The sequence below is a fragment of the Flaviaestuariibacter terrae genome (genome assembly GCF_054777635.1).
Genome location: NZ_BAAHAL010000006.1, coordinates 821,432 through 842,456 on the forward strand (window position 1 = coordinate 821,432; position 21,025 = coordinate 842,456).

General features: G+C 59.5%; 23 protein-coding genes. 14 read left to right on the top strand and 9 right to left on the bottom strand.

Annotated features, from left to right (window positions below; genetic code table 11):
* The first annotated feature begins 48 nt into the window (after positions 1 to 48).
* The 3 genes from ACYU7Z_RS04300 to ACYU7Z_RS04310 all read left to right on the top strand — a co-directional run bounded on the left by ACYU7Z_RS04300 (position 49) and on the right by ACYU7Z_RS04310 (position 2,188).
* Positions 49 to 1,206: an acyl-CoA dehydrogenase gene (locus ACYU7Z_RS04300; RefSeq protein WP_460567726.1), complete on the top strand. Its 1,158-nt coding sequence runs from the start codon at positions 49 to 51 to the stop codon at positions 1,204 to 1,206.
* A gap of 74 nt (positions 1,207 to 1,280) precedes the next feature.
* The gene (locus ACYU7Z_RS04305) at positions 1,281 to 1,946 is read left to right on the top strand and encodes a YggS family pyridoxal phosphate enzyme (RefSeq protein ID WP_460567728.1); all 666 of its coding nucleotides are present in this window, start codon (positions 1,281 to 1,283) and stop codon (positions 1,944 to 1,946) included.
* A 44-nt stretch (positions 1,947 to 1,990) separates the two neighbouring features.
* Positions 1,991 to 2,188, top strand: a complete 198-nt coding sequence (locus ACYU7Z_RS04310) for a hypothetical protein (RefSeq protein ID WP_460567730.1) — start codon at positions 1,991 to 1,993, stop codon at positions 2,186 to 2,188.
* A 107-nt stretch (positions 2,189 to 2,295) separates the two neighbouring features.
* Here the strand turns inward: ACYU7Z_RS04310 and ACYU7Z_RS04315 are convergent, their stop codons facing one another.
* The 6 genes from ACYU7Z_RS04315 to ACYU7Z_RS04340 all read right to left on the bottom strand — a co-directional run bounded on the left by ACYU7Z_RS04315 (position 2,296) and on the right by ACYU7Z_RS04340 (position 5,384).
* A complete protein-coding gene (locus ACYU7Z_RS04315) occupies positions 2,296 to 2,433 on the bottom strand; it encodes a hypothetical protein (protein ID WP_460567732.1) in 138 nt (45 codons plus the stop codon).
* Between the two features lie 215 nt (positions 2,434 to 2,648).
* On the bottom strand, positions 2,649 to 2,873 hold the full coding sequence (locus ACYU7Z_RS04320; RefSeq protein ID WP_460567734.1) for a hypothetical protein: 225 nt from the start codon (positions 2,871 to 2,873) through the stop codon (positions 2,649 to 2,651).
* Positions 2,874 to 2,890: 17 nt separating this feature from the next.
* Positions 2,891 to 3,082 carry a hypothetical protein gene (locus tag ACYU7Z_RS04325; RefSeq protein ID WP_460567736.1) on the bottom strand — a complete coding sequence of 64 codons (192 nt, stop codon included), beginning with the start codon at positions 3,080 to 3,082 and terminating at the stop codon, positions 2,891 to 2,893.
* Positions 3,083 to 3,177: 95 nt separating this feature from the next.
* Entirely contained in the window at positions 3,178 to 4,062 is an 885-nt protein-coding gene (locus ACYU7Z_RS04330) for a polysaccharide deacetylase family protein (RefSeq protein WP_460567738.1), read from the bottom strand.
* A gap of 81 nt (positions 4,063 to 4,143) precedes the next feature.
* Positions 4,144 to 4,917, bottom strand: a complete 774-nt coding sequence (locus ACYU7Z_RS04335) for a sulfite exporter TauE/SafE family protein (RefSeq protein ID WP_460567740.1) — start codon at positions 4,915 to 4,917, stop codon at positions 4,144 to 4,146.
* On the bottom strand, positions 4,914 to 5,384 hold the full coding sequence (locus tag ACYU7Z_RS04340; protein ID WP_460567742.1) for an NUDIX domain-containing protein: 471 nt from the start codon (positions 5,382 to 5,384) through the stop codon (positions 4,914 to 4,916). The genes ACYU7Z_RS04335 and ACYU7Z_RS04340 overlap by 4 nt, the downstream gene beginning before the upstream one ends.
* A gap of 82 nt (positions 5,385 to 5,466) precedes the next feature.
* Here ACYU7Z_RS04340 and ACYU7Z_RS04345 point away from each other — a divergent pair, with 82 nt between their 5' ends.
* Positions 5,467 to 7,092 (top strand): sensor histidine kinase, encoded by a 1,626-nt coding sequence (locus tag ACYU7Z_RS04345; RefSeq protein ID WP_460567744.1) that lies wholly within the window; start codon positions 5,467 to 5,469, stop codon positions 7,090 to 7,092.
* A gap of 94 nt (positions 7,093 to 7,186) precedes the next feature.
* Complete coding sequence (locus ACYU7Z_RS04350; protein ID WP_460567746.1) at positions 7,187 to 8,140, top strand: CvpA family protein; 954 nt, start codon at positions 7,187 to 7,189, stop codon at positions 8,138 to 8,140.
* 50 nt (positions 8,141 to 8,190) lie between these two features.
* Here the strand turns inward: ACYU7Z_RS04350 and ACYU7Z_RS04355 are convergent, their stop codons facing one another.
* Positions 8,191 to 8,373, bottom strand: coding sequence for a hypothetical protein (locus ACYU7Z_RS04355; RefSeq protein ID WP_460567748.1), 183 nt, complete (start codon positions 8,371 to 8,373; stop codon positions 8,191 to 8,193).
* 197 nt (positions 8,374 to 8,570) lie between these two features.
* Here ACYU7Z_RS04355 and ACYU7Z_RS04360 point away from each other — a divergent pair, with 197 nt between their 5' ends.
* Positions 8,571 to 10,601, top strand: a complete 2,031-nt coding sequence (locus tag ACYU7Z_RS04360; RefSeq protein ID WP_460567750.1) for a M13 family metallopeptidase — start codon at positions 8,571 to 8,573, stop codon at positions 10,599 to 10,601.
* A 125-nt stretch (positions 10,602 to 10,726) separates the two neighbouring features.
* On the opposite strand, the gene ACYU7Z_RS04365 is transcribed toward ACYU7Z_RS04360, so the two are convergent.
* Positions 10,727 to 11,242, bottom strand: coding sequence for a hypothetical protein (locus tag ACYU7Z_RS04365; protein ID WP_460567752.1), 516 nt, complete (start codon positions 11,240 to 11,242; stop codon positions 10,727 to 10,729).
* 126 nt (positions 11,243 to 11,368) lie between these two features.
* On the opposite strand from ACYU7Z_RS04365, the gene ACYU7Z_RS04370 reads away from it, so the two are divergent.
* From ACYU7Z_RS04370 to ACYU7Z_RS04380, 3 genes are all read left to right on the top strand, one after another.
* Complete coding sequence (locus tag ACYU7Z_RS04370) at positions 11,369 to 12,217, top strand: dienelactone hydrolase family protein (RefSeq protein WP_460567754.1); 849 nt, start codon at positions 11,369 to 11,371, stop codon at positions 12,215 to 12,217.
* Positions 12,218 to 12,373: 156 nt separating this feature from the next.
* Entirely contained in the window at positions 12,374 to 13,351 is a 978-nt protein-coding gene (locus tag ACYU7Z_RS04375) for a transglutaminase domain-containing protein (protein ID WP_460567756.1), read from the top strand.
* An 83-nt stretch (positions 13,352 to 13,434) separates the two neighbouring features.
* On the top strand, positions 13,435 to 13,773 hold the full coding sequence (locus tag ACYU7Z_RS04380; protein WP_460567758.1) for a DUF6249 domain-containing protein: 339 nt from the start codon (positions 13,435 to 13,437) through the stop codon (positions 13,771 to 13,773).
* Between the two features lie 101 nt (positions 13,774 to 13,874).
* Here the strand turns inward: ACYU7Z_RS04380 and ACYU7Z_RS04385 are convergent, their stop codons facing one another.
* Positions 13,875 to 15,467, bottom strand: coding sequence for a S41 family peptidase (locus ACYU7Z_RS04385; RefSeq protein WP_460567760.1), 1,593 nt, complete (start codon positions 15,465 to 15,467; stop codon positions 13,875 to 13,877).
* A gap of 49 nt (positions 15,468 to 15,516) precedes the next feature.
* Between ACYU7Z_RS04385 and ACYU7Z_RS04390 the strand changes: the two genes are divergently transcribed.
* The 5 genes from ACYU7Z_RS04390 (at position 15,517) to ACYU7Z_RS04410 (ending at position 20,820) form a co-directional block, all read left to right on the top strand.
* Complete coding sequence (locus ACYU7Z_RS04390) at positions 15,517 to 16,365, top strand: N-acetylglucosamine kinase (RefSeq protein ID WP_460567762.1); 849 nt, start codon at positions 15,517 to 15,519, stop codon at positions 16,363 to 16,365.
* A 163-nt stretch (positions 16,366 to 16,528) separates the two neighbouring features.
* Positions 16,529 to 17,095, top strand: coding sequence for a hypothetical protein (locus ACYU7Z_RS04395; protein ID WP_460567764.1), 567 nt, complete (start codon positions 16,529 to 16,531; stop codon positions 17,093 to 17,095).
* A 162-nt stretch (positions 17,096 to 17,257) separates the two neighbouring features.
* Positions 17,258 to 17,977: a succinate dehydrogenase cytochrome b subunit gene (locus ACYU7Z_RS04400; RefSeq protein ID WP_460567766.1), complete on the top strand. Its 720-nt coding sequence runs from the start codon at positions 17,258 to 17,260 to the stop codon at positions 17,975 to 17,977.
* A gap of 75 nt (positions 17,978 to 18,052) precedes the next feature.
* Positions 18,053 to 20,026: a fumarate reductase/succinate dehydrogenase flavoprotein subunit gene (locus ACYU7Z_RS04405; RefSeq protein WP_460567768.1), complete on the top strand. Its 1,974-nt coding sequence runs from the start codon at positions 18,053 to 18,055 to the stop codon at positions 20,024 to 20,026.
* A 29-nt stretch (positions 20,027 to 20,055) separates the two neighbouring features.
* Positions 20,056 to 20,820, top strand: a complete 765-nt coding sequence (locus ACYU7Z_RS04410) for a succinate dehydrogenase/fumarate reductase iron-sulfur subunit (RefSeq protein ID WP_460567770.1) — start codon at positions 20,056 to 20,058, stop codon at positions 20,818 to 20,820.
* The last annotated feature ends 205 nt before the right edge of the window (positions 20,821 to 21,025 follow it).

A 21,025-nucleotide genomic window follows, 5' to 3' on the forward strand; every position in this document is an offset into this window, starting at 1 on the left:
TGCCCCGATTGGGGAATCCCGACTATATTTGCGCCACAATTTCTTGCAATGATAAACTTCCAGCTAAGCGAAGAACACCGGATGATCCAGCAGGCAGCGCGCGACTTTGCGCAGAATGAATGCCTTCCCGGTGTTATCGAGCGCGATGAGAAAATGCAGTATCCCCGGGAACAGATGGAAAAGCTGGCCGACCTTGGATTTCTCGGTATGATGGTCAGCCCCGACTACGGCGGTGCCGGCCTTGACACAGTCAGCTATGTACTGGCGATGGAAGAGATCAGCAAGGTGGATGCAAGCGTAAGCGTGGGCATGAGCGTCAACAACTCGCTGGTGTGCTACGGCCTCGAAGCATACGGCAGCGAAGAACAAAAGCAAAAATACCTGACGCCGCTGGCGCAGGGCAAGAAAGACGGCGAGCTCTATATCGGCGCCTTCCTGCTCAGTGAGCCCGAAGCCGGATCCGACGCCACGTCGCAGCGCACAACCGCCGAAGACAAGGGCGATTACTACCTGCTCAACGGCACCAAGAACTGGATCACCAACGGCGGCTCTGCCTCGGTATACCTCGTGATCGCGCAAACCGATCCTTCGAAAGGATCGCGCGGCATCACCGTGCTGATCGTGGAAAAAAACTGGCCCGGCGTTGTGGTGGCAGCCAAGGAAAACAAGCTCGGTATCCGTGCGTCCGATACGCACACGATCCTCTTCAACGACGTGAAGGTTCCGAAGGAAAACCGCATCGGCGAAGACGGCTTCGGTTTCAAGTTCGCCATGAAGACGCTCGCCGGAGGCCGCATCGGTATTGCATCGCAGGCACTCGGTATCGCCTCGGGCGCTTACGAGCTCTCGCTGAAGTATTCGAAGGAGCGCAAAGCCTTCGGCACCGAGATCGCCAACCACCAGGCCATTGCCTTCAAGCTTGCCGACATGGCCACGCGTATCGAAGCATCACGCCTCCTTTGCTTCCGCGCGGCACTCGATAAAGACAACAAGGAAGACTATACGGTGAGCTCCTCGATGGCCAAGGTGTTCGCCTCCGAGACCGCGATGTGGACGACGGTGGAAGCCGTGCAGATCCACGGCGGCTACGGCTTTGTAAAAGAGTACCACGTGGAGCGCCTGATGCGCGATGCCAAGATCACGCAGATCTACGAAGGCACCAGCGAGGTGCAGCGGATCGTGATCAGCCGCAGCATCCTGAAGTAATCGTTTCCTATCGATACAAACACTATTCGTTTGGAGGAAGGCCGGCTTTGCGCGGCCTTCCTTTATTTTTGGGCATGCCTGTAAACGTTGCTGCCTACCATAGCCTCAAAGCCGAACTCGAAACCGCCGGCGCCACGCTGGTGGCGGTGTCCAAGACAAAGCCCGTATCGGATATACAGGCCCTGTACGACCTGGGCCAGCGCGACTTCGGCGAGAATTACGTGCAGGAGCTTGTGGACAAGCAGGCGCAGCTGCCTGCCGACATCCGCTGGCATTTCATTGGCCACCTGCAAAGCAACAAGGTCAAATACATTGCGCCCTTTGTGCACCTGGTGCACGGTATCGACAGCGAAAAGCTGCTTCGCGAGGTTTCGAAGCAAGGGTTGCGCAATGGCCGTGTGATCGACGTATTGCTCCAGGTGCACATCGCGCAGGAGGAAACGAAATTCGGGATGAACGAAGACGAGCTGCGTTCAGCGATACAGGCGACGGGCAATGAAACGCTGCCCGGCGTCCGCCTCCGTGGTCTCATGGGGATGGCTTCTTTTTCGGACGATCAGGAAAAAGTCCGGGCAGAATTCAGGGGCCTCGCCGCGGTTTTTGCGCAGCAGAAATCCCTGTTACCCGGCGCTCCCTTCGACCTGTTATCCATGGGAATGAGCGGCGACTACCGCCTTGCCCTGGAAGAAGGAAGCAACCTTGTCCGCATCGGGTCGCTGCTCTTTGGCAGCCGTACCTGAGCCGTGGCCCAATTTTGGAAGTTGTGCCGTCAAAATCGTAAACCATGAAGAAGATTTCTTTCACGGTCATGGCTGCCTTCGTGTCGGCACTGACCTGGGCCCAGGATGCGACGAAAAGCGTGGATGTGAATATCAATACCAAAGGCAACAGCGCCTGGTACAGCAACCCGATCGTATGGATCATTGGCGCCGCCGTATTTATCCTCCTGCTCGTGGCCCTGCTCCGCGGCCGCCGCGACTAAGCGGGGCGAAAGCATAGAAAAAGCCGGGCACTGCCCGGCTTTTTGCTTCCTGCTTAAAGATACTTATGCACAGGTTGGTTTATAGTGACGCTCGCGCGCTGTACACATTACCGGCGAAACCAATACTGGATCTTGCGCAACTGGTTTCTACTCAGCACCACGATCGAATCCTCGGTCGGGCGGGTGATGTAAAGAAGGTACGAGATCAACAGGATCAGGATGATAAAAAACCACACGGGAAACATAACACGTCATTTTATACCCTGTGAAATCCAAACACTGTTCCAGTTGACGCGCTTGGGAAAAAAAGCTACGTATAGAGGCGCAAACTGCGCATTACAGCGGGAAAGCGGGCGCAGCCCCCGCTAACCGGGTGCCGCGGAGTGGGGAATTCCGGTACACTCTTTTGCCCGTGTGGCGATTACGCGCAACACCTTGTTAACGAAAGGGAAACGGGAGGTCAGTGCTGCGAAAGCAGGTATGTGTCGAGCAGCCCGATACAGGTTTCGGTAAGTGCCTCCCCATAGGCCGCCTGCGGGTGCCATTCGTCCTGCTCCCGGCGAAGCAGCAGCTCCGGGCCATCGCCGTCGAGCGGCTTGAAATGATAATCCTCTCCGGCGAAGAAAACGTCATAATTCCGCGACTGTCCGTCGATCGTCAATTGCGTTTTGAAAAGATGTTCCATACAGGACTTGTTGGGGTTTAGTAGGGGATATGATCCTGGTCTTCGGCGTGGAGCTCCTCGTCGTTGCCGCCTTCGGCCGGCAGGCTGCTTCCGGCACGCTCCAGGGCGCCGTCGCCGGCCGCGTGGGCATTGGCCACCTCCTCGGAAGGACGTACCGGCGGCTTCTGGGCCTTTTCTTCTTTCGGATCCGGGTGCATACGGCGAATCACAAAACAAGCATGCCAACCGGCCTATCCGTTGATCCCCTGGGCAATGAAAAACGGGCCCCGAAGGGCCCGTATCGTATATCGTGTCTCTGGCGAGGCTACTTGAAGCTCGAACGCATCACCCGCAGCACCCCTTCGGGGCTCCAGGATGGCGGCACGATGATACGGCGCACCGTATACAGGGGCTCCAGCGAATCGCGCTTGGTGGACAGCTGGAAGGCCATGCGGAAGTCGCGCTTCCGGAGCTCGGGGATGGCCGCCTGGCTCCAGATGCCGAAGGGATAGGCAAAGTAGTGAATCGGCTTGCCGCTGATATCCTCAAGCTTCTTGCGCTGCACACCGAGCTGCAGGTCCCAGTCGTTTTCGACCATCTTGCCGGTGCCCTTGTCGATATGCGGCGTCGTGAGGTAGCGGTCTACACGGTCGTGGCGCCAGGTGTGGCTTTCCACGGCGTGACCTTCATCTGCGAGCTGGCGAATCTGCTCCTTGGTCATGTAGCGCGGGCGGCCGATGGAGATGGTCATGATAAAGTAGACTCCCTTGAAGCCATACTGGTCCATGGCCGGCTTCGCGATGCTGAACTGCTCTTCGTCGGTATCGTCGAAGGTTAGCATCACCGGCTTTTCCGGCAGCGGGTCGCCGAAGGCGAGGTAGTTGTAGTACTGGTCGGGAAGGATCGTGTGGTAGCCGCTGTCGTGGAGGATCTTCATCTGGGCGCGGAAGTCGTTGGCCGTGACGTCGTACTCACGCGTTGCTTTCGGCACGTCGTAGATGTGGTGGTAGCAGAGCACCGGAACCTGCTTGCGCGCCATGATGGTGGCCGCGTCGGCAATGGTCCGGTCCTTCGGATCACGCGCCGGCTTCGATGTGTCGGCGCCCGCTTTCGCAATGCTGTCGCCGGTACCGGCGGCGGGCTTGCTGTCGGTCGGATTGCAGGCCGTGAGCACGGCTGCCGAGAGGAGAGAGGCTAACAGAATTTTCATGTAGATGGTCAGTTGGCTGCAAAGGTGCCGAACGGCACGCGGCTTCCCAACGCCGCGGGCAAAAATATTTTGTAAAGTTGGCTAGCGGAAGAACACATCGTAGCAGAAGCGCAGCAGTGTGCCCACGACGACAATGAGAAAAAGCGCGCGGATAAACCGGTTGCCCCGCGCGATAGCCAGCTTTGCGCCCAGGTAGCCGCCGAGCGCATTGGCCACCGCCATCGGCAACGCGAATAGCCAGAGGATCTTCCCTTTGATCAGGAACAGCGTGATGGAACCGAGATTGGTGGCCATGTTCGTGAGTTTCGCATGGGCGGAGGCATGGAGAAAGTCGAAACCAATCCATAGAATAAAGGCCAGTATCAGGAAGGACCCGGTGCCGGGGCCGATGAAGCCATCGTAAAATCCAAGTACGAGCGATGTCGCGAAGGCTGCCCGCAGCTGCACCGGGTAGGGCACATCGCGCGCGGGGCGTTGCCCGAAGTCTTTTTTTACAAATGTGTAGATCGCCACCGCCGCCAGCACCACGAGCAGCACGGGCTTTACAAAGGCATTGCTGACACGTGTGAGCAGGAGTGAGCCGCCGAAGGAAGCAAAGAAGGCCGTCGTGCAGCTCAGCGCGGCCAGCTGCCAGCGGATCCGGACCTGCCGCACGTATTGCCGCGCCGCCAGCGCCGTGCCGCTGAACGAGGGGATTTTGACCGTTGCCAGGATAGAGGCGACCGGGTTGGCGGCAAGTACCACCAGGCTCACGGGCGTCTGGATCAACCCACCGCCACCAACGATGGCATCGATAAAGCCGGCGGCAAAGGCCGCGAGGCAGAGCAGGGTAAGGTGAAAGGCAAGATCACTCAAGGGGCGGGCGGATTTTGAAGGTGTTGGCGCAGCGTTTCCAGGAAAGCGACCTGTGCGCTGTTGATCAGGCGCGCCGCTTCATCGTAGCCAAACCAGCCGGCCTTATCGATCTCCGGAACGCTGATCCACTTGCCCGAGCGGGGCGGCCACTGCGTACGAAAGGTGTTGGAGACGACGGCCGACGGGTCGAGGTCGCCGGGGCTCGCCCAGGCATGCACGAGCTTTCCGGCTTTTTGCCGGACGGTTCCCAGGGGGAGAAAGGGCCCCGGTACCGAAAAACCCGTCTCCTCGAAGAACTCGCGGCGCGCGGCGGTCAGGGGCGCTTCGGCTTCCGTGAACTCACCCTTTGGAATCGTCCAGGCGCCGTCTTCCCGGCCGGCCCAGAACGGCCCGCCGGGGTGAACGAGGAAAAACTCGGGTCCACCCGTAGAAGTACGGTACAACAATATGCCTGCGCTTTGTCGCATGGGTGGCAAGGTAGCGCGTATTTTCCTCCGATCAGAACGAGGCTGGAATACTTTTTTAGCACAGTACCGGAAAGATCGTCGATTGCCTACCGAGCTGCCCGCTTCGCCTACGTTGAACACGTCCCAGGTGTATGAGTCGTACCCCGACTTCTACCTGCTCGGGCGACTGCCCGCGCTGGCCCGGCTTATCCTGGACAAGCACACGGAAGAGTATGCCCGGCTGCAATACATGCTGTCGGTTCAATACAACCTGCCGCTGCTCAAGCACCTGGCGCACTTTAGCCAGGAGGAGCTGATGAACCTCCTCCGGCAGACGCAGGTCGAGCTGCTCGAGGCCCTTGCATCCAACAAGATGCTCGACTTTATCCGTAACTCGGTGCAGCGCTGGCTCGCCAACGAGCTGCAGGTACTTCATTACCACGATGTGATCGTGGAAGACATCACCCTGCTCAACCACATCCGCGCCGAGGCGTTGCGGCAGTTCATCCCGAAGCTTACGTCCGACCTTCACGAGGCCATCGCGCTTTCCGGCGAAATCGACCGCCTGTTCATGGGCTACACGACGTCTTCGATGATCACCTTCATCGACCTGCTGCGGCAGCGCATATCCAGCCAGGAAGCGCAATTGCTCGAGGCCGAAGCGCTGGCGCATCTCGGTTCCTTCGACTGGGACATACGGAGCAATGCCGTCCGGAGCAGCCCGGAGATGCGCAAGATCACCGGTACCGGGGAGCCGCGGGGGCTGGAGCACTTTCTCGACCTGGTGCACCCCGACGACAGCCAGCTGCTGCAGAACGCGATCGCCGAGGCATTCGTCAACGGGCAATTCCAGTGCGAGTTCCGCTTCCGCCAGGGCGCGGATCAAAAGACGCTGTGGGGCCGTGGCGTGGTCCACTTCGACGAAGACGGGCCGCGTCGCATGCTCGGTGTCATCCAGGACCTGTCGGGCCGCAAAAAGATGGAGGAGGCGCTGCTGCTCAAAACGCTCGAGCTCGAGCGCTCCAACGAGGAGCTCCAGCAGTTTGCATCCATCGCCTCCCACGATCTCAAGGAACCACTCCGGAAGATCGTGCTCTACACCGGGATGATCGAGGCGGAAGGAGGCGAGGCACTCAGTCCGGACGGCAGGAAAAACCTTGTCCGGATCCAGGATGCCGCGCGGCGGATGCGGCTCCTGATCGAGGACATCCTCGCGTTCTCGTCCCTCAACCAGGAGCATGCCGAGCCCCAGTTGATACCGCTCGACCGGCTTCTGGGCGATGTGCTCGAGCTGCTGGAATCGCGGGTGCGGGAAACCGGCGCCCTGGTGGAACAGGACGGCCTTCCGGAAGCGACCGTGGTGCCTTACCAGTTCCGCCAGCTGTTTCAGAACCTGATCAGCAATTCGATCAAGTTCACCCGCCCGGGAACGGCGCCGCATATCCGGGTAAGCCACCGCTTTCTCTCACCGGCCGAGGCGCCCGAGCGCATGCTGCCGGCGGAGCGCTACCTGCAGCTGGAGTTCCGCGACAACGGGATCGGCTTTCCCGAACACTATTCCGAGAAGATCTTCGCCCTTTTCAGCCGCCTCCACAGCCGCAATACCTACGAAGGCACCGGGCTCGGGCTGGCCATCTGCCGCAAGGTGGCCGAAAACCACGGCGGCCGTATCGAGGCTTTTTCCCAACCCGGCGAGGGCGCAACGTTCCGCGTCACCATACCCCAATGACAAGTAGGAAAGTCGGAACTGGGAAGTTGGAAGCGGGGTCGCTTCAAGCGGAGCGCTTTCGAAGATTGGCACTAAGTTTCGATTAGGTAAGCCGATGAATCTTATCGACCTGCTCCTCATGCTCATTTTCGCCGCCGCGGCCTGGGCCGGCTTCCAGCGTGGCTTTCTTGCTGGCGTGCTTGAGCTGGGTGCCTGGTGCGCGAGCCTGGCCGGCGCCTGGCTCGGCTATCCCGGGCTCGCGGGGCTGATCAAGTCCTGGCAGCCGGGCTGGAGTATGTGGCTCGAGCCGGCTTGCTTTGTCGGGATATTGCTGGCCGTTCGGGGCCTGTCGTCGCTCGTCATCCACCGCATCCTCGAGCGCTGGCGGCATGTGGACCGGCAGCCGGTCAACCGCGCCCTCGGGCTTCTCCCGGGCCTCGTGAATGGCGCCATCTACGCCACCCTGATCGCCGGGCTGTTACTCACGGTGCCGGTATCGGAACAGCTGTCGGCCGCGACGCAGGAAAGCCGTATTGCAGGCGCTCTTTCGGGCGAGGCCGAATGGGCCAACCGACGCCTCGCACCGATCTTCGACGAGGCGATCCGCAACAGCATGACGCATGTGGGCACCGAGGTCAACCCCAACGAAACGGTGAAGCTTCACTTTACGGTGCGCAGTCCGAAAACGCGCAACGACCTCGAAGCGCGGATGCTCGAGCTGGTAAACGAAGAGCGCGCACAGGCTGGTCTGCCGGCCCTGGCTGCCGATCCCGAGCTGGCGATGGTGGCGCGCGCCCATGCCCGCGACATGTTCGCCCGTGGCTATTTTTCCCACTACACACCCGAGCACAAAGACCCCTTCGACCGGATGGAAGCGGCCCATATTTCGTTCCGCACGGCAGGGGAGAACCTCGCCCTCGGACAGACGCTGCTGATCTGTCACCGCGGTCTCATGAACTCACCCGGTCACCGCGCCAACATCCTCCACAAGGAATTCGGGCGCCTCGGCATCGCGGTGCTCGACGGGGGCATCTACGGGCTGATGATCGCGCAGGAGTTTCGCGACTAGCACAAAAAAAGCCGCCCGTAGGGCAGCTTTTCAATCAGTTTTTATTGGGATCAGGAACGCTGGTTCTCACGGGTACGGTGACAGAGCGTCTCTACGGCGAAGCTAAAGGCCAGGGCAAAGGCGATCGCTTCCCAGAGGGATTGCCTGACAAAGAAGGCGATGAACATCATGACGAAACAAAAGACACACATCATAACGGTCAGGGCATTCTTTTCAGAGAGGTACTTTTTCATGACGCAGGGATTTTACACGAGGGCTATCTAACGAGGCACAAACCTACGAAAGTGGCCGCGAAGGCGGAAATGGCTTCGGTAAAAAGCCGAAAATCATCGGCAAAGTATTGTTAACCTCACCGCTGTGCCTGCCGGTCGTCACAAGCGCCGCTACGGCAGAGTCTTTTTCGGTATATTGGCCGAACCAAAAAATCAGTATGAGAAAAATTGTTCCGATCGGAGCCGCCGCCCTGGCGTTGCTCGCAACGGGCTGCCAGGAAAAAGTCGCTTCCGTGCAGCAAACCGTTTTCTTCGACAAATCAGGCATGGACAGCAGCACTGCCGCCGCCGACAACTTTTTTGAATTCGCCAACGGCCGCTGGGTGCGCAATGCAAAGATCCCCGACGAGTATTCGAGCTGGGGCTCCTTCACTACCCTGTACGACCAGAACCTCGTAAAGCTCCGCACGATGCTCGAGGAGCTGAGTAAGGGCAGCCAGAAAAGCGGCTCGCTGGAGCAGAAGGCCGGCGACTTCTTCGCCGCGGGAATGGATACCGTAACGATCGAAAAGCGCGGCATCGAGCCGCTGCGTCCCTGGCTGGCCCGCATCGACGCGGTAAAGACCCAGCAGGACCTGCTCGCCCTGTGGACCGAAGGCTTCCGCACGTCCAACGGCAGCATGCTCGGCTTCTTTGTAGGCGCCGACGACAAGAACAGCAGCCGCTATATTCCCGTCTTCTACCAGGGCGGCACCACGCTTCCCGAGAAAGGCTACTACAGCCGCACTGACTCCGCTACGAAGGCCCAGCGCAACGGGCTGGTTGCCGCCGCCGCCCGCTACTTCGAGCTTGCCGGCATCGACAAGGCCAAAGCTGCCGCCGACGCTGCGCTGGTGCTCGATGTGGAAACAAAGCTTGCCGCCGGCCAGCGTACACCCGTGGAGCTCCGCGACCCCGCCAGCAACTACAACAAGCTCGCTGTTGCCGACTTCGACAAGCTCGCACCGGCGCTGCAGCTCAAACAATTCTTTACCGCCGTGGGCATGAGCGCCGACAGCGTGAACGTAAGCCAGCCGGGCTTTTACCGCAACCTCAATAGCCTGCTGGGATCGGTATCGATCGATGCCTGGAAGGCCAAGATGCGCTTCGATTACATGCACGGCCACTCGAGCCTCCTGTCGAAGCCTTTCCGCGAAACGGCCTTCGAATTCAACCGGCTCCGGTCGGGGCAGAAGAAGGAGCCCGAGCGCTGGAAGCAGGTGGTGGAAATGTGCGACGGCGGACTCCAGGACGTCGTGGGCCAGCTGTACGTGGCGCGTTACTTTCCGCCGGAAGCGAAGCTGCGGATGGACACGCTCGTGAACAACCTGCAGGCTGCCTTCGAGGCACGCATTCAAAAGCTTGACTGGATGACCGACAGCACGAAGGAGAAAGCCATCGTGAAGCTGCACACGTTCCTCAAGAAGATCGGCTACCCGAGCAAGTGGAAAGACTTCAGCGATGTCAGCATCGACCGCGCGAAGTTTTTCGAAAGCAACGCCAGCATCAGCCAGCACATGCTTCATGAGCAGCTGGGCAAGATCGGCAAGCCGGTAGACCGCACCGAGTGGGGCATGACGCCTTCTACCGTTAATGCGTACTACAACCCGACCTATAACGAGATCGTATTCCCCGCGGGCATTCTCCAGTTCCCGTTCTTCCACATGGGTGCCGACGACGCCATCAACTATGGCGGCATCGGTATGGTGATCGGTCACGAGATGACCCACGGCTTCGATGACCAGGGCGCGCAGTACGATGCCGAGGGCAACATGCGCAACTGGTGGCAGCCCGCCGACGCCGCGCGCTTCAAGGCAAAAGGCGCCGCCATGGTGCGCCAGTACAATTCGTTCCCGATGTTCGATTCGCTGCATGTGAACGGCGAGCTGACGCTGGGCGAAAACCTCGCTGACCTCGGTGGCCTCGCCATCGCCTGGGATGCGTTCAAAATGACCAAGCAGGGCAAGGACACAACAAAGATCGACGGCCTCAGCCCCGACCAGCGTTTCTTCCTCGGCTTTGCGCAGGTCTGGCGCCTCACATCGCGCCCCGAGCGCGTAAAGACGCTCCTCAACGTCGACCCGCACTCTCCCGAGAAGTACCGCGTGAACGGCCCGCTGTCCAACTTCGATCCGTTCTACGCCACCTTCGGTGTGACGGAGCAAAGCAAGATGTACCGCAAGCCCGAAGACCGCGTGAAGGTGTGGTAACGATCGTGAATCGTCAATCGTGAATCGTGAATGATAACCACGCGATTTGAATAAAAGAAAGGCAGCCCTCGGGCTGCCTTTCTTTTTATTGACGATTCACGATTGACGATTCACGATTCACGATATCATTGCGCCGGAGGGGGCGGAGGCGGCAGCAGGCCCTTCGCCTCGTTGACAAGACAGGTAAGCGATTTCTGGAGAATGTCCTTTTGTTCCTCGGTGAGGGTGATCACGAGCGCGTCCTTTCCTTCGCCGATGGTAAACGTAGCGACCTTCTGCTCGAGCAGCTTGCGCAGCCCCGCTACCGGCTCATAGCCGTTGCGGAACAGGATGTGGAAATAACCCTCGCAGTTCATGGTGCCGCCGTGGCGGTAGGTGGAGCGAAGCCGCGTGCCGTTGTAGTTGATGACCATGGTCGACTCGTCGTTGAAGCAGGCGCCGTTGGCTGCGAGCACGAAGAAGAAGTCGATCTCCTTCAGCGTCGCTTCCACGCTCAGCTTGTGGCCGTTGCCAACGAGCATCTGGCCCGTAGTAATACGAACTTCCTTGGTATAGGGGTCGCGGCTGCGGCGGAGCATGGAGCAATCCTGGGCACTGGAAAAAAGCGGCGCGGCCAGGAGGAGAAGCAGGATCTGTTTCATGTACGATCGGATTGGGGTAAAGATAAGTCAACCTTTAGATGGCGGTCGCTGTTGTACCGTTGTATGTGTTCCCAAATTATCTTTAAATCGCTCCGAAAACCTTTTACCCCGACCAAAACCTCTTTTATGCTCCGCAAACAATTCCTGTCCCCGATCTTAGCCGGCCTCCTGCTTGCCGCCTGCGGCAATAACAGCAGCAGCTCGGGCAGCACCGCCACCGACAGCAACAGCCACACGACCATGGCCGACACAACCATCAAGGAAGAAGCCGTAAGCCTCAACGATGCCGGCACTACGCTGAACAGCTTTGTTTATTCGGGCGCCGGCAGCGGCCGCCATGCAGCCATCGTGGTGGTTCCCGAGTGGTGGGGCCTCACCGGCTACGCCAAAATGCGCGCGCGCCAGCTGGCCGGTCTTGGCTACACCGCGATCGCTGTGGACATGTACGGCAACGGCAAGATCGCTGCCGACCCTAAAGAAGCAATGGCGCTGGCCGGTGCTTTCTACGGCAACCCGCGGCTTTTCGCCAGCCGGATCAATACGGCCCTCGGTTACCTGCGTGGACGCGCCGATGTGGACAGCAGCCGCCTCGGTGCCATGGGCTACTGCTTCGGCGGCTCCGCGGTGCTCAACGCCGCCCGCCTCGGCGCGCCGCTCAAAGGCGTGGTATCCTTTCACGGGGATTACCCCGATACGACGTGGCCCAAAGGCGTTTATAACGGGCAGGTGCTGATCTGCCATGGCGCTGCCGACTCCTTTGTACCGATGGAAAAGTACGAGCTGTTCCGCCGCCGCCTCGACAGCGCTGGCGTGGCGCATACCGACAAAGTGTATCCCAACGCCACCCACGCCTTTACCAATCCCGAGGCTACGGCAACGGGCGCGAAGTTCAAGATGCCGATCCGCTATAACGGCGCTGCCGACACGGCTTCCTGGAACGACATGAAAGCCTTCTGGTCGTCCACCCTCCGCTGATAAAGCCCCATTCACTTCCAATAGGCCGTCCCGTTCCGGGGGCGGCTTTTTTGTTACGTTAAAACGCACTGCGTCCCATTCAACGGCGATCGATTCAGCGGAACTTTGAAGGATCTGTCCATGCGTCTACCGGCTCTCATAATCCTGATGCTTGCCTTGGGGTCATTGCCCGCGGCGGCCCAGTATGCCCGCCCCGATGCGGTGGCACTGTCGGCGGATGCCCCAACACCCGATAGCCTGGCGCGTGTGCTGACGAAGGATTTCAGCGAGGACCGCGACAAGGTGCGGGCCATCTTCCGCTGGATCACGGCCAACATCCGGTACCAGCTACGCGGCAAGTCAGCGCGGCACGGCGCCCGCTGGAATCCCGACAGCGATACGGCCTACGATGGGCGGCCGGCCGATGAACGCGCCGCCTACAGCGTGCTGAGGAGCCGCGAGGCGGTTTGCGAAGGCTATGCCCGCCTGTTCAATACGCTTTGCCGCTATTCCGGCATTCGCTCCGTGCTGGTTCGCGGCTTCGTCCGCAACGACTCGGACCCCGCCGACCGGAGCTTCAGCAGTAACCACTCCTGGAATGCCGTGTGGCTCGACTCGTCCTGGCAGCTGCTCGACGCCACCTGGGCCGCCGGCTATGTGCGCAGCGGGAGCGACGAGTTCACCCCGTCGCTCGATGAGTTTTATTACCTCACGCCGCCGGCAGCCTTCGCCCGCAACCATTTCCCCGAAGACCCGCAATGGGCCCTGCTGCCCGATTTTGAGCCCCTGCAGGAATTCCGCTACGGACCTTTCCGCGGCCCCGCCGCCCAGAAATTCCGGGTGATTTCGGTGCTTCCGGGCCGGGGACTACTGCGGGTGACGCCCGGTGATACGCTGCGCCTGCGGGTGGAGCTCCGTGATCCCCTCGACCCGGCCGGCTACGCGCGCGCACTCGGGCCCGACGAGGCGCCGCCCGCCTTGCTGCAGGGCCTTGTCCGGCTGGAGCCGCTGACCGTCTTCCCGGCACAGGTGCTTGAATACCGGTACGTGGCGCGGCCCGGCGACCGCTGGCTGCAGTTGTGCTGTAACGGGGAGTCGCTGCTGCAGTACCGCGTAGAGGGCTCGACGCATGGTTCCGGTGCGGCCTGCGAATAGTTTTGGCTTTGCCTGTAACCCGTATCTTTCGGACGGCGTCAGAAGATGGGTAAATAACATCCATCAAGAAAAAAACAGCAACCATGGACCATAACCTCGTTCCGATCACGCTCTTCCTGAGCACCACTGCGATGATCTTCGGCATCTATTACCTCCGCACCCGCGAAAACCTCGCGATCCTCGAAAAAGGCAAAGACCCGCGCTCTCCGCGCCCGTACAACAGCCTGAAGCTGGGAATGATCCTGATCGGGGGCGGCCTCGGGCTCCTCATCGCGTACCTCATCGATACGTTTACGGCGCACCGCGGCGAAATGGAGCCGCTCTATTTTGCCCTGATCGCCCTGGGCGGCGGCGCCGGTATGATCGGCTCCTACAGCATCGAGAAGCGGGCAATGGACAAGAACCCGGACCTGTTTCGTTGAAGGCGGTAATCGGTAATCGGTAAAAAAAGGCAGCCCCAGGGGCTGCCTTTTTATGCGTTGACTTTTGATAGGCTGGCTGATTTCTTTGCCGGCTCCCGGACCTACTGGTGCAGCAGCTGCATGGCGCGGAGCACGACGGGATCGTCGCTGTTGTAGACCTCGTAGAAGCCCTGTGTGCGCCAGCGAAGACGGGCGAGGTAGGCGCGCATCCGTTTTTGCACCTCGCTCTTTTCGCGCGCGGGAATGTTGTGCAGGTTGACGCTGTCTTTCGCGGCAAAATCTACAAGACCCGTCCAGGCTTTATCCGTATCCACAAAGCCGCGGCCGAACTCGGCAGGCGTTTTGAACGCGTTCACTTCCGCAAGGTGGTCCATGTAGAAAAGGTAAACGTAATTGTTGAAACGGCCGTCGAGGTACAGCTTGGTGATGTTCTGCGTCAGCGAGCTTGTATCGACAGGAACATACACATCGGGCATGATGCCGCCGCCGCCGTAAACTGTGCGGCCGCCCTTTGTTTTGAACGGCTTCCCGGTGGCATGATACACCGAATCGGGTCGGATGACCTCGCCGTTGTGGTAGCGCTCCAGCACTTCCTCCATATAGATCTTCTTGCCCTTGTCGTAGGGACGCTGGATGCTCCGGCCCAGGGGCGTATAATAACGTGCTACCGTTAAACGTATGGCCGAGCCGTCGCTCAGCGGGTACTGCTCCTGCACAAGGCCTTTGCCGAAGGAGCGGCGCCCGACGATAGTAGCGCGGTCAAGGTCCTGGAGGGCGCCCGCAACGATCTCCGAGGCCGATGCCGTCAGCTCGTCGACCAGCACCACGAGCTTGCCTTTTTCAAATACGCCTTCCTTCGAAGCGCGGTAGTCGTGGCGCTCGGAGTTGGTACCCTGCGTATACACAATAAGGTCGTCGCCGGGGAGGAATTCATCAGCAATGTTCACGGCCTGGTTTACCAGCCCGCCGCCGTTGCCGCGCAGGTCGAACACGAGCGACTTCATGCCCTTGGCCTGGAGGTCTTCCATGGCGCGCATGAACTCGCGGTAGGTCGTTTCGGAAAACTTGTTGATGCGGATATAGCCGGTGCCCGCGTCGAGCATGTAGGCAGCGTCGAGCGAGGGGAGGGGAATGCTGCCCCTTGTGACGTAGAAATACTGGATGGTGCCGTTGCGGAAGATGGTCAGCTTAACCTTGCTGCCGCCTTTGCCCCGGATCATGCGCCGGATGCTGTCGCTCGGCAGGGTCTTGCTGACGATGTTGGAGTCGTCCACCCGCGTGATGCGATCGCCGATGTGGAGGCCGGCCTTATCGGCAGGGCCATCAGGCACCACGTAAAGCACATTGACCGTGTCGGAGAAAATATTGAACTCGACGCCGATCCCGTCAAAGTTACCGACGAGGTCTTCGTTGGCTTCGGCCACCTCGCGGTTCGGAATATAGACCGAGTGCGGGTCGAGCTGGTTCATCAGCCCTTCCATGGCATTGTCCTGGAGGGAGTCGATCCGGACCTTGTCGACATACTTGTTGCGGATCAGGTCGATCGCCTCCTGCAGCGAGCTGCGGCCTTCACGGGCGAAGAAGCCTTTGCTGTCGCCGGTTTGCTGGTGCAGGCGGAAACCGAAAAACATTCCCGCGATCATGACGAGCGAAAAGAGAAGCGGGAGCCAGACCTGCAGTTTTTTGTTCCTCATAGGAAGCGGTTACGATTGTAAATTGTCGCAAAATTAAGCGCTTTCAGCCATGCTTACCACCCTTATCGCCGATAGCGGCGCAACCAAAGCCGAATGGCGCCTGTTGCGGCAGGGCCGCGGCAAGACCATCGTTACGCAGGGGATCAGCCCCTATTTCCTCGACAGCGACGGGATCGTGGAGGTGCTCGAGGGGGAGCTGCTGAAAAAACTCAAGGGAATAACGGTGGAGCGGATCTTTTATTACGGAACGGGCTGCGCCAATCCTGAAAATGCGCGCAGTGTCAAAAAAGCCCTGCGCCGCGTGTTCCCCGACGCCAAGACGGATGTGGCCACCGACCTCCTCGCCGCGGCGCGCGCCCTTTGCGGCCACGAGAAAGGCCTCGCCTGCATCCTGGGCACCGGCGCCAACTGCTGCTACTACAACGGCCGCACGGTGCAGCGCAACAGCCCGGGCCTCGGCTACGTGCTCGGCGACGAAGGCAGCGGCGCCTACCTCGGACGCAAGGTGCTCCAGTATTATCTCTATAACACCTTCGACGAGGAGCTCCGCGCGCTCTTCGATGCGCGCTTTGTTACGACTCCCATGGAGATCCTTGACCGTGTATACAAGCAGCCATTCCCGAACCGCTACCTGGCGGGCTTTACGATGTTCCTTGCCGAGAACCGCGGGCACTACATGATCGAGAACATCATTGAAGACGGCCTCAACGACTTCTTCTTCCAGCACCTGTGCAAGATCCCCGAGGTCTGGAAATACCCCGTTGGCTTCGTGGGCTCGGTGGCCTGGGGCTTCCGCGATAAGATCCAGGAGTTGTGCCAATCCTACGAGTTCGAGCTCGGAACCATCCTGCAAAAGCCGATGGATGGGCTCGTGCAGTTTCACAGCGAACTGGCATGAAAATGTAATTGGTCAATGTGCCGGTCTGCCGGTCTGCTAAGGAAAGAAAACCAAACGTTAATAAGAACGGCAGCCTTATTTCGCTATCGTCCATTTTCAGAACTTTGCGTATTCTTTCAGCTCATTAGCAGACCAGCACATTAGCAGACCAGCAGATTGACGAATGCACGATATCGAACCTTTTTACAACTGGCGCCACATCTATGTGAGCGAGGAAGACGAGCGCTCCCCGTTCTTTCAACGGCAGTACTCTGAATTCGAGTTCAGCCAGACCGTTTACAATTACTACATCCACCCGCAGTGGGATGAGTTCGGCAGCCGCACGCTTTATGTGAAAGTGCTGCAGGCCGACTACGAGGAAGGCTATATCGTGCTGGAGTTGCTCGGCGAGTGGAACGATGCCATCGAAAACGATATCATGACCCTCAAGCGCGACGTCATCGACAAGTTTGAAGGGGAGGGGATCTACAAGTTTATCCTGATCGCCGAGAACGTGCTCAACTTCCATAGCGGCGACCGCGACTATTACGAAGAGTGGCACGAGGAAGTAAGCGACGAGAGTGGCTGGATCGTTTGCCTCAACATGCCCGAGGCCACGCAGCATGATTTCCGCAAGGCGAAGATCAACTACTACGTGGAGCTGATGGAGCTGTCCAACTGGCGCACCTACAAGCCGTTTCACCTGTTCAAGAAAATCGACGACGAGCTCGAGCGGCGCCTGGCGCTGTGAGCCGGCGATGGAGTCGGAAACCGGTCGAAGAAGCCATCATCCGCAGCGCTTCTTTGTGTGCATTGTACACATTCAGGCCCGTTCGTATTTTGTTGATCAAGACGCTTTTTTGCCAATCGGCTCGTACCTTCGCGCAAATTTTCAATCCCCCTCCGACTGATTATGAAATGGTCCCACTTCTTCACGTCTGCTGTAGGTAGGAAATTCGTCATGGCGCTGACAGGTCTTTTCCTGATTTCCTTTCTCGCCATCCACGTCGGCCTCAATTCCTGCATCTTCAATGACCTCAAATGGTTCAATGAAAACGACAACGGCTCGATGTTCAACCGTGCGGCCTTCTTCATGGGCAACTCGCTGATCATCCGCATTCTCGAGGTCGGTCTGTTTGCCGGCATCATCCTGCATATCGTGCAGGGCTATGCTATCGAGGCGAAGAACCGCTCACGCCGCAAGCAGGGCTACACTGTGGCTCTTGGCAACCGCGGCTCGAAGTGGTACAGCCGCAGCATGGCCATCCTCGGCACACTCATCTTCATCTACCTCGTGATCCACGTCGCCCAGTTCTGGGTTCCGTCGCGCATCACCGGCCTGGAGGAGATCAGCTACGACGGCCACCCGGTTCCTGTGCACGATCTCTTCGGACGCATGTACGAAGTGTTCCAGCACGAGTGGGTGGTGATCCTGTACCTCGTTGGCGTCGCGGCGCTGGCCTTCCACCTGTTTCACGGCTTTCACAGCGCCTTCCGCTCGCTCGGCGTGCACAACAAGAAATACCTCGCCCTGCTCCGCAGCCTGGGCTATGGCTTTACCGTCATCGTAACGGTGCTGTTTGCGCTGATGCCCATCAGCATGTATTTCCAGTGGGTGAGCCCTTATAACTAAGCGTAGTGAACAAAGTACCGAGAAAGCTGTACTAACTAGTAGTAGAACGAAAACTCAAACCCGAAAAGACGACCTATGCTCGACGCAAAAATCCCAGCCGGATCCCTCGAGAAGAAATGGGAAGATTATAAAAGCCATGTAAAGCTGGTCAACCCGGCCAACAAGCGCAAGCTGGAGATCATCGTGATCGGTACCGGTCTTGCCGGCGCCTCCGCTGCCGCCTCGCTGGGCGAGCTGGGCTACAAGGTGAAAGCCTTTTGCTTCCAGGACTCGCCGCGCCGCGCGCACTCCATCGCGGCCCAGGGTGGCATCAACGCCGCCAAGAATTACCAGAACGACGGCGACTCCGTATTCCGCCTTTTTTACGATACCATCAAGGGTGGCGACTACCGCTCCCGCGAAGCCAACGTATACCGTCTTGCCGACGTCAGCCGCAACATCATCGACCAGTGCGTGGCACAGGGCGTTCCCTTTGCGCGTGAGTACGGCGGCCTCCTGTCGAACCGCTCCTTCGGCGGCACGCAGGTGCAGCGTACCTTCTACGCCGCCGGCCAGACCGGCCAGCAGCTCCTCATCGGCGCCTACCAGGCCCTCGAGCGCCAGGTAGCCCTTGGTAATGTCAAGATGTACACCCGCCACGAAATGCTCGAGGTGGTGATGATCGATGGCAAGGCCCGCGGCATCATCGCCCGCGACCTCGTGAGCGGTGAGCTCGAGCGCCACTTCGGCCACGCCGTGCTGCTGTGCAGCGGTGGCTACGGCAACGTATTCTACCTCTCCACAAACGCCATGGGCTCGAACGTCACAGCGGCCTGGAAAGCCCACAAGCGCGGTGCTGCGTTCGGCAACCCCTGCTTCACGCAGATCCACCCGACCTGTATCCCCGTAACCGGCGATCACCAGTCGAAGCTGACGCTTATGTCGGAGTCGCTGCGCAACGACGGCCGCATCTGGGTACCCAAAGCCAAAGGAGATCACCGCAAGCCCTCCGAAATTCCCGAGGAAGAGCGCGACTACTACCTGGAGCGCCGCTACCCGGCCTTCGGCAACCTCGTGCCCCGCGACGTGGCCTCCCGTGCCGCCAAAGAGCGCTGCGATGCCGGCTATGGCGTAGGCTCCTCCAAGCAGGCCGTATACCTCGATTACGCCGACGCCATCCAGCGCTACGGCAAGATCGAAGCGTCGAAGCAAAGCCTCACGAATGCCGATGCGGCAACCATCACCAAGCTTGGTAAAGAAGTGGTGAAGGAAAAGTACGGCAACCTCTTCGACATGTACGAGAAGATCACCGGCGAGAACCCCTACGAAGTGCCGATGCGGATCTATCCCGCGGTGCACTACACGATGGGCGGCCTCTGGGTCGACTACGAGCTGATGACCACGATCCCCGGCCTCTATGCCCTCGGCGAAGCCAACTTCTCCGACCACGGCGCCAACCGCCTCGGCGCTTCCGCGCTGATGCAGGGCCTCGCCGACGGCTACTTCGTGATCCCCTATACCATCGGCAACTACCTCGCCGACGAGATCCGCGTCAACGCCATCCCCACCAGCCACCCGGCCTTCGAGGAAGCGGAGAAGGAAGTGCGTGGCCGCATCGAGCAGCTTATGAGCATCAAGGGCAGCAAGACTGTCGAGAGCATGCACAAGCGCCTCGGCAAGATCATGTGGGACAAGTGCGGCATGGCCCGCAACGCCCAGGGCCTGCGGGAAGCCATCGAGGAGATCCGCGCGCTGAAAAAAGAATTCTGGAGCGATATCCGCATCCCCGGCAAGATCAACGAGTTCAACCCGGAGCTGGATAAGGCCGGCCGTGTGGCCGACTTCATCGAGCTGGGCGAGCTGATGTGCATCGACGCCCTGCACCGCGAGGAAAGCTGCGGCGGCCACTTCCGCGAGGAATTCCAGACGGAGGAAGGTGAGGCCCTGCGCCAGGACGATAAGTTCATGTACGTAGCCGCCTGGCAGCTGAAAGGCGAGCACGAATGGGAACTCAATAAAGAAGATCTGCGCTACGACGTTGTGAAGCCGAGCGCGCGCAGCTACAAATAAACCACCACGCGTTCTTTAAACCGAGAAGAATGGAACACTACATGATGAACCTGACCCTCAAGGTATGGCGTCAGGAAAACAATAATACCGCTGGCCGCTTCGAAACCTACGAGGTCGCCGACATCTCTTCGGAAATGTCGTTCCTCGAAATGTTCGACGTGCTCAACGAGCGTCTTATCGAAACCGGTAAAGACCCCATCGCTTTCGACCACGACTGCCGCGAGGGTATCTGCGGAATGTGCTCGATGCACATCAACGGCCGCCCGCACGGCCCCTGGCATGCCACCACCACCTGCCAGCTGCACATGCGCGCCTTCAAGAACGGCGACACTATCGTAGTGGAGCCCTGGCGCGCCAACGCCTTCCCCGTGATCAAGGACCTGGCGGTCGACCGCACGGCATTTGACCGCATCGTGCAGGCCGGCGGCTTCGTTTCGGTAAACACCGGCAACGCGCAGGACGGTAACGCACTGCCCATCGAGAAAGATAAAGCGGACGCTTCCTTCGCGGCTGCGGCCTGTATCGGTTGCGGCGCCTGTGTAGCGGCTTGCAAGAACGCTTCGGCATCGCTGTTCACCGCGGCCAAGATCGCCCACCTCGCACTGCTGCCCCAGGGCGGCCCCGAGCGCAAGCTCCGCGCCCTCAGCATGGTCGACCAGATGGACAAGGAAGGCTTCGGCTCCTGCACCTTCACCGGCGCCTGTGAAGCGGTTTGCCCCAAGGAGATCTCCGTGACCAACATCTCGATGATGCACAAGGAGTACCTCCTGGCCGGTCTCTCCGCAGAAAAATAAGTATCAGTCCCGCCTGCCGCCGGGCTTTCAGGGCAAACGTTTTTTTTTGCAAACCATAGCAGCTTACTATTCGAAAGTCCCGCCGGTGCGGGACTTTTCTTTGCGCCTTCCGGCCAGGCGCCAGCGATCTCGGCGGAACGAATTCCCGGGCTTTTTCACAACGTGTTTAGAACCAAACAGGGATCCCATAGGGTATGTATACCGG

Excerpts from the sequence above, each read along its gene's own strand:
- ACYU7Z_RS04300 (WP_460567726.1), top strand. The coding sequence starts at position 49 with ATGATAAACTTCCAGCTAAGCGAAGAACACCGGATGATCCAGCAGGCA.
- ACYU7Z_RS04305 (WP_460567728.1), top strand. The coding sequence starts at position 1,281 with ATGCCTGTAAACGTTGCTGCCTACCATAGCCTCAAAGCCGAACTCGAA.
- ACYU7Z_RS04310 (WP_460567730.1), top strand. The coding sequence starts at position 1,991 with ATGAAGAAGATTTCTTTCACGGTCATGGCTGCCTTCGTGTCGGCACTG.
- ACYU7Z_RS04315 (WP_460567732.1), bottom strand. The coding sequence starts at position 2,433 with ATGTTTCCCGTGTGGTTTTTTATCATCCTGATCCTGTTGATCTCGTAC.
- ACYU7Z_RS04320 (WP_460567734.1), bottom strand. The coding sequence starts at position 2,873 with ATGGAACATCTTTTCAAAACGCAATTGACGATCGACGGACAGTCGCGG.
- ACYU7Z_RS04330 (WP_460567738.1), bottom strand. The coding sequence starts at position 4,062 with ATGAAAATTCTGTTAGCCTCTCTCCTCTCGGCAGCCGTGCTCACGGCC.
- ACYU7Z_RS04340 (WP_460567742.1), bottom strand. The coding sequence starts at position 5,384 with ATGCGACAAAGCGCAGGCATATTGTTGTACCGTACTTCTACGGGTGGA.
- ACYU7Z_RS04350 (WP_460567746.1), top strand. The coding sequence starts at position 7,187 with ATGAATCTTATCGACCTGCTCCTCATGCTCATTTTCGCCGCCGCGGCC.
- ACYU7Z_RS04355 (WP_460567748.1), bottom strand. The coding sequence starts at position 8,373 with ATGAAAAAGTACCTCTCTGAAAAGAATGCCCTGACCGTTATGATGTGT.
- ACYU7Z_RS04360 (WP_460567750.1), top strand. The coding sequence starts at position 8,571 with ATGAGAAAAATTGTTCCGATCGGAGCCGCCGCCCTGGCGTTGCTCGCA.
- ACYU7Z_RS04365 (WP_460567752.1), bottom strand. The coding sequence starts at position 11,242 with ATGAAACAGATCCTGCTTCTCCTCCTGGCCGCGCCGCTTTTTTCCAGT.
- ACYU7Z_RS04370 (WP_460567754.1), top strand. The coding sequence starts at position 11,369 with ATGCTCCGCAAACAATTCCTGTCCCCGATCTTAGCCGGCCTCCTGCTT.
- ACYU7Z_RS04380 (WP_460567758.1), top strand. The coding sequence starts at position 13,435 with ATGGACCATAACCTCGTTCCGATCACGCTCTTCCTGAGCACCACTGCG.
- ACYU7Z_RS04385 (WP_460567760.1), bottom strand. The coding sequence starts at position 15,467 with ATGAGGAACAAAAAACTGCAGGTCTGGCTCCCGCTTCTCTTTTCGCTC.
- ACYU7Z_RS04390 (WP_460567762.1), top strand. The coding sequence starts at position 15,517 with ATGCTTACCACCCTTATCGCCGATAGCGGCGCAACCAAAGCCGAATGG.
- ACYU7Z_RS04395 (WP_460567764.1), top strand. The coding sequence starts at position 16,529 with ATGCACGATATCGAACCTTTTTACAACTGGCGCCACATCTATGTGAGC.
- ACYU7Z_RS04400 (WP_460567766.1), top strand. The coding sequence starts at position 17,258 with ATGAAATGGTCCCACTTCTTCACGTCTGCTGTAGGTAGGAAATTCGTC.
- ACYU7Z_RS04405 (WP_460567768.1), top strand. The coding sequence starts at position 18,053 with ATGCTCGACGCAAAAATCCCAGCCGGATCCCTCGAGAAGAAATGGGAA.
- ACYU7Z_RS04410 (WP_460567770.1), top strand. The coding sequence starts at position 20,056 with ATGGAACACTACATGATGAACCTGACCCTCAAGGTATGGCGTCAGGAA.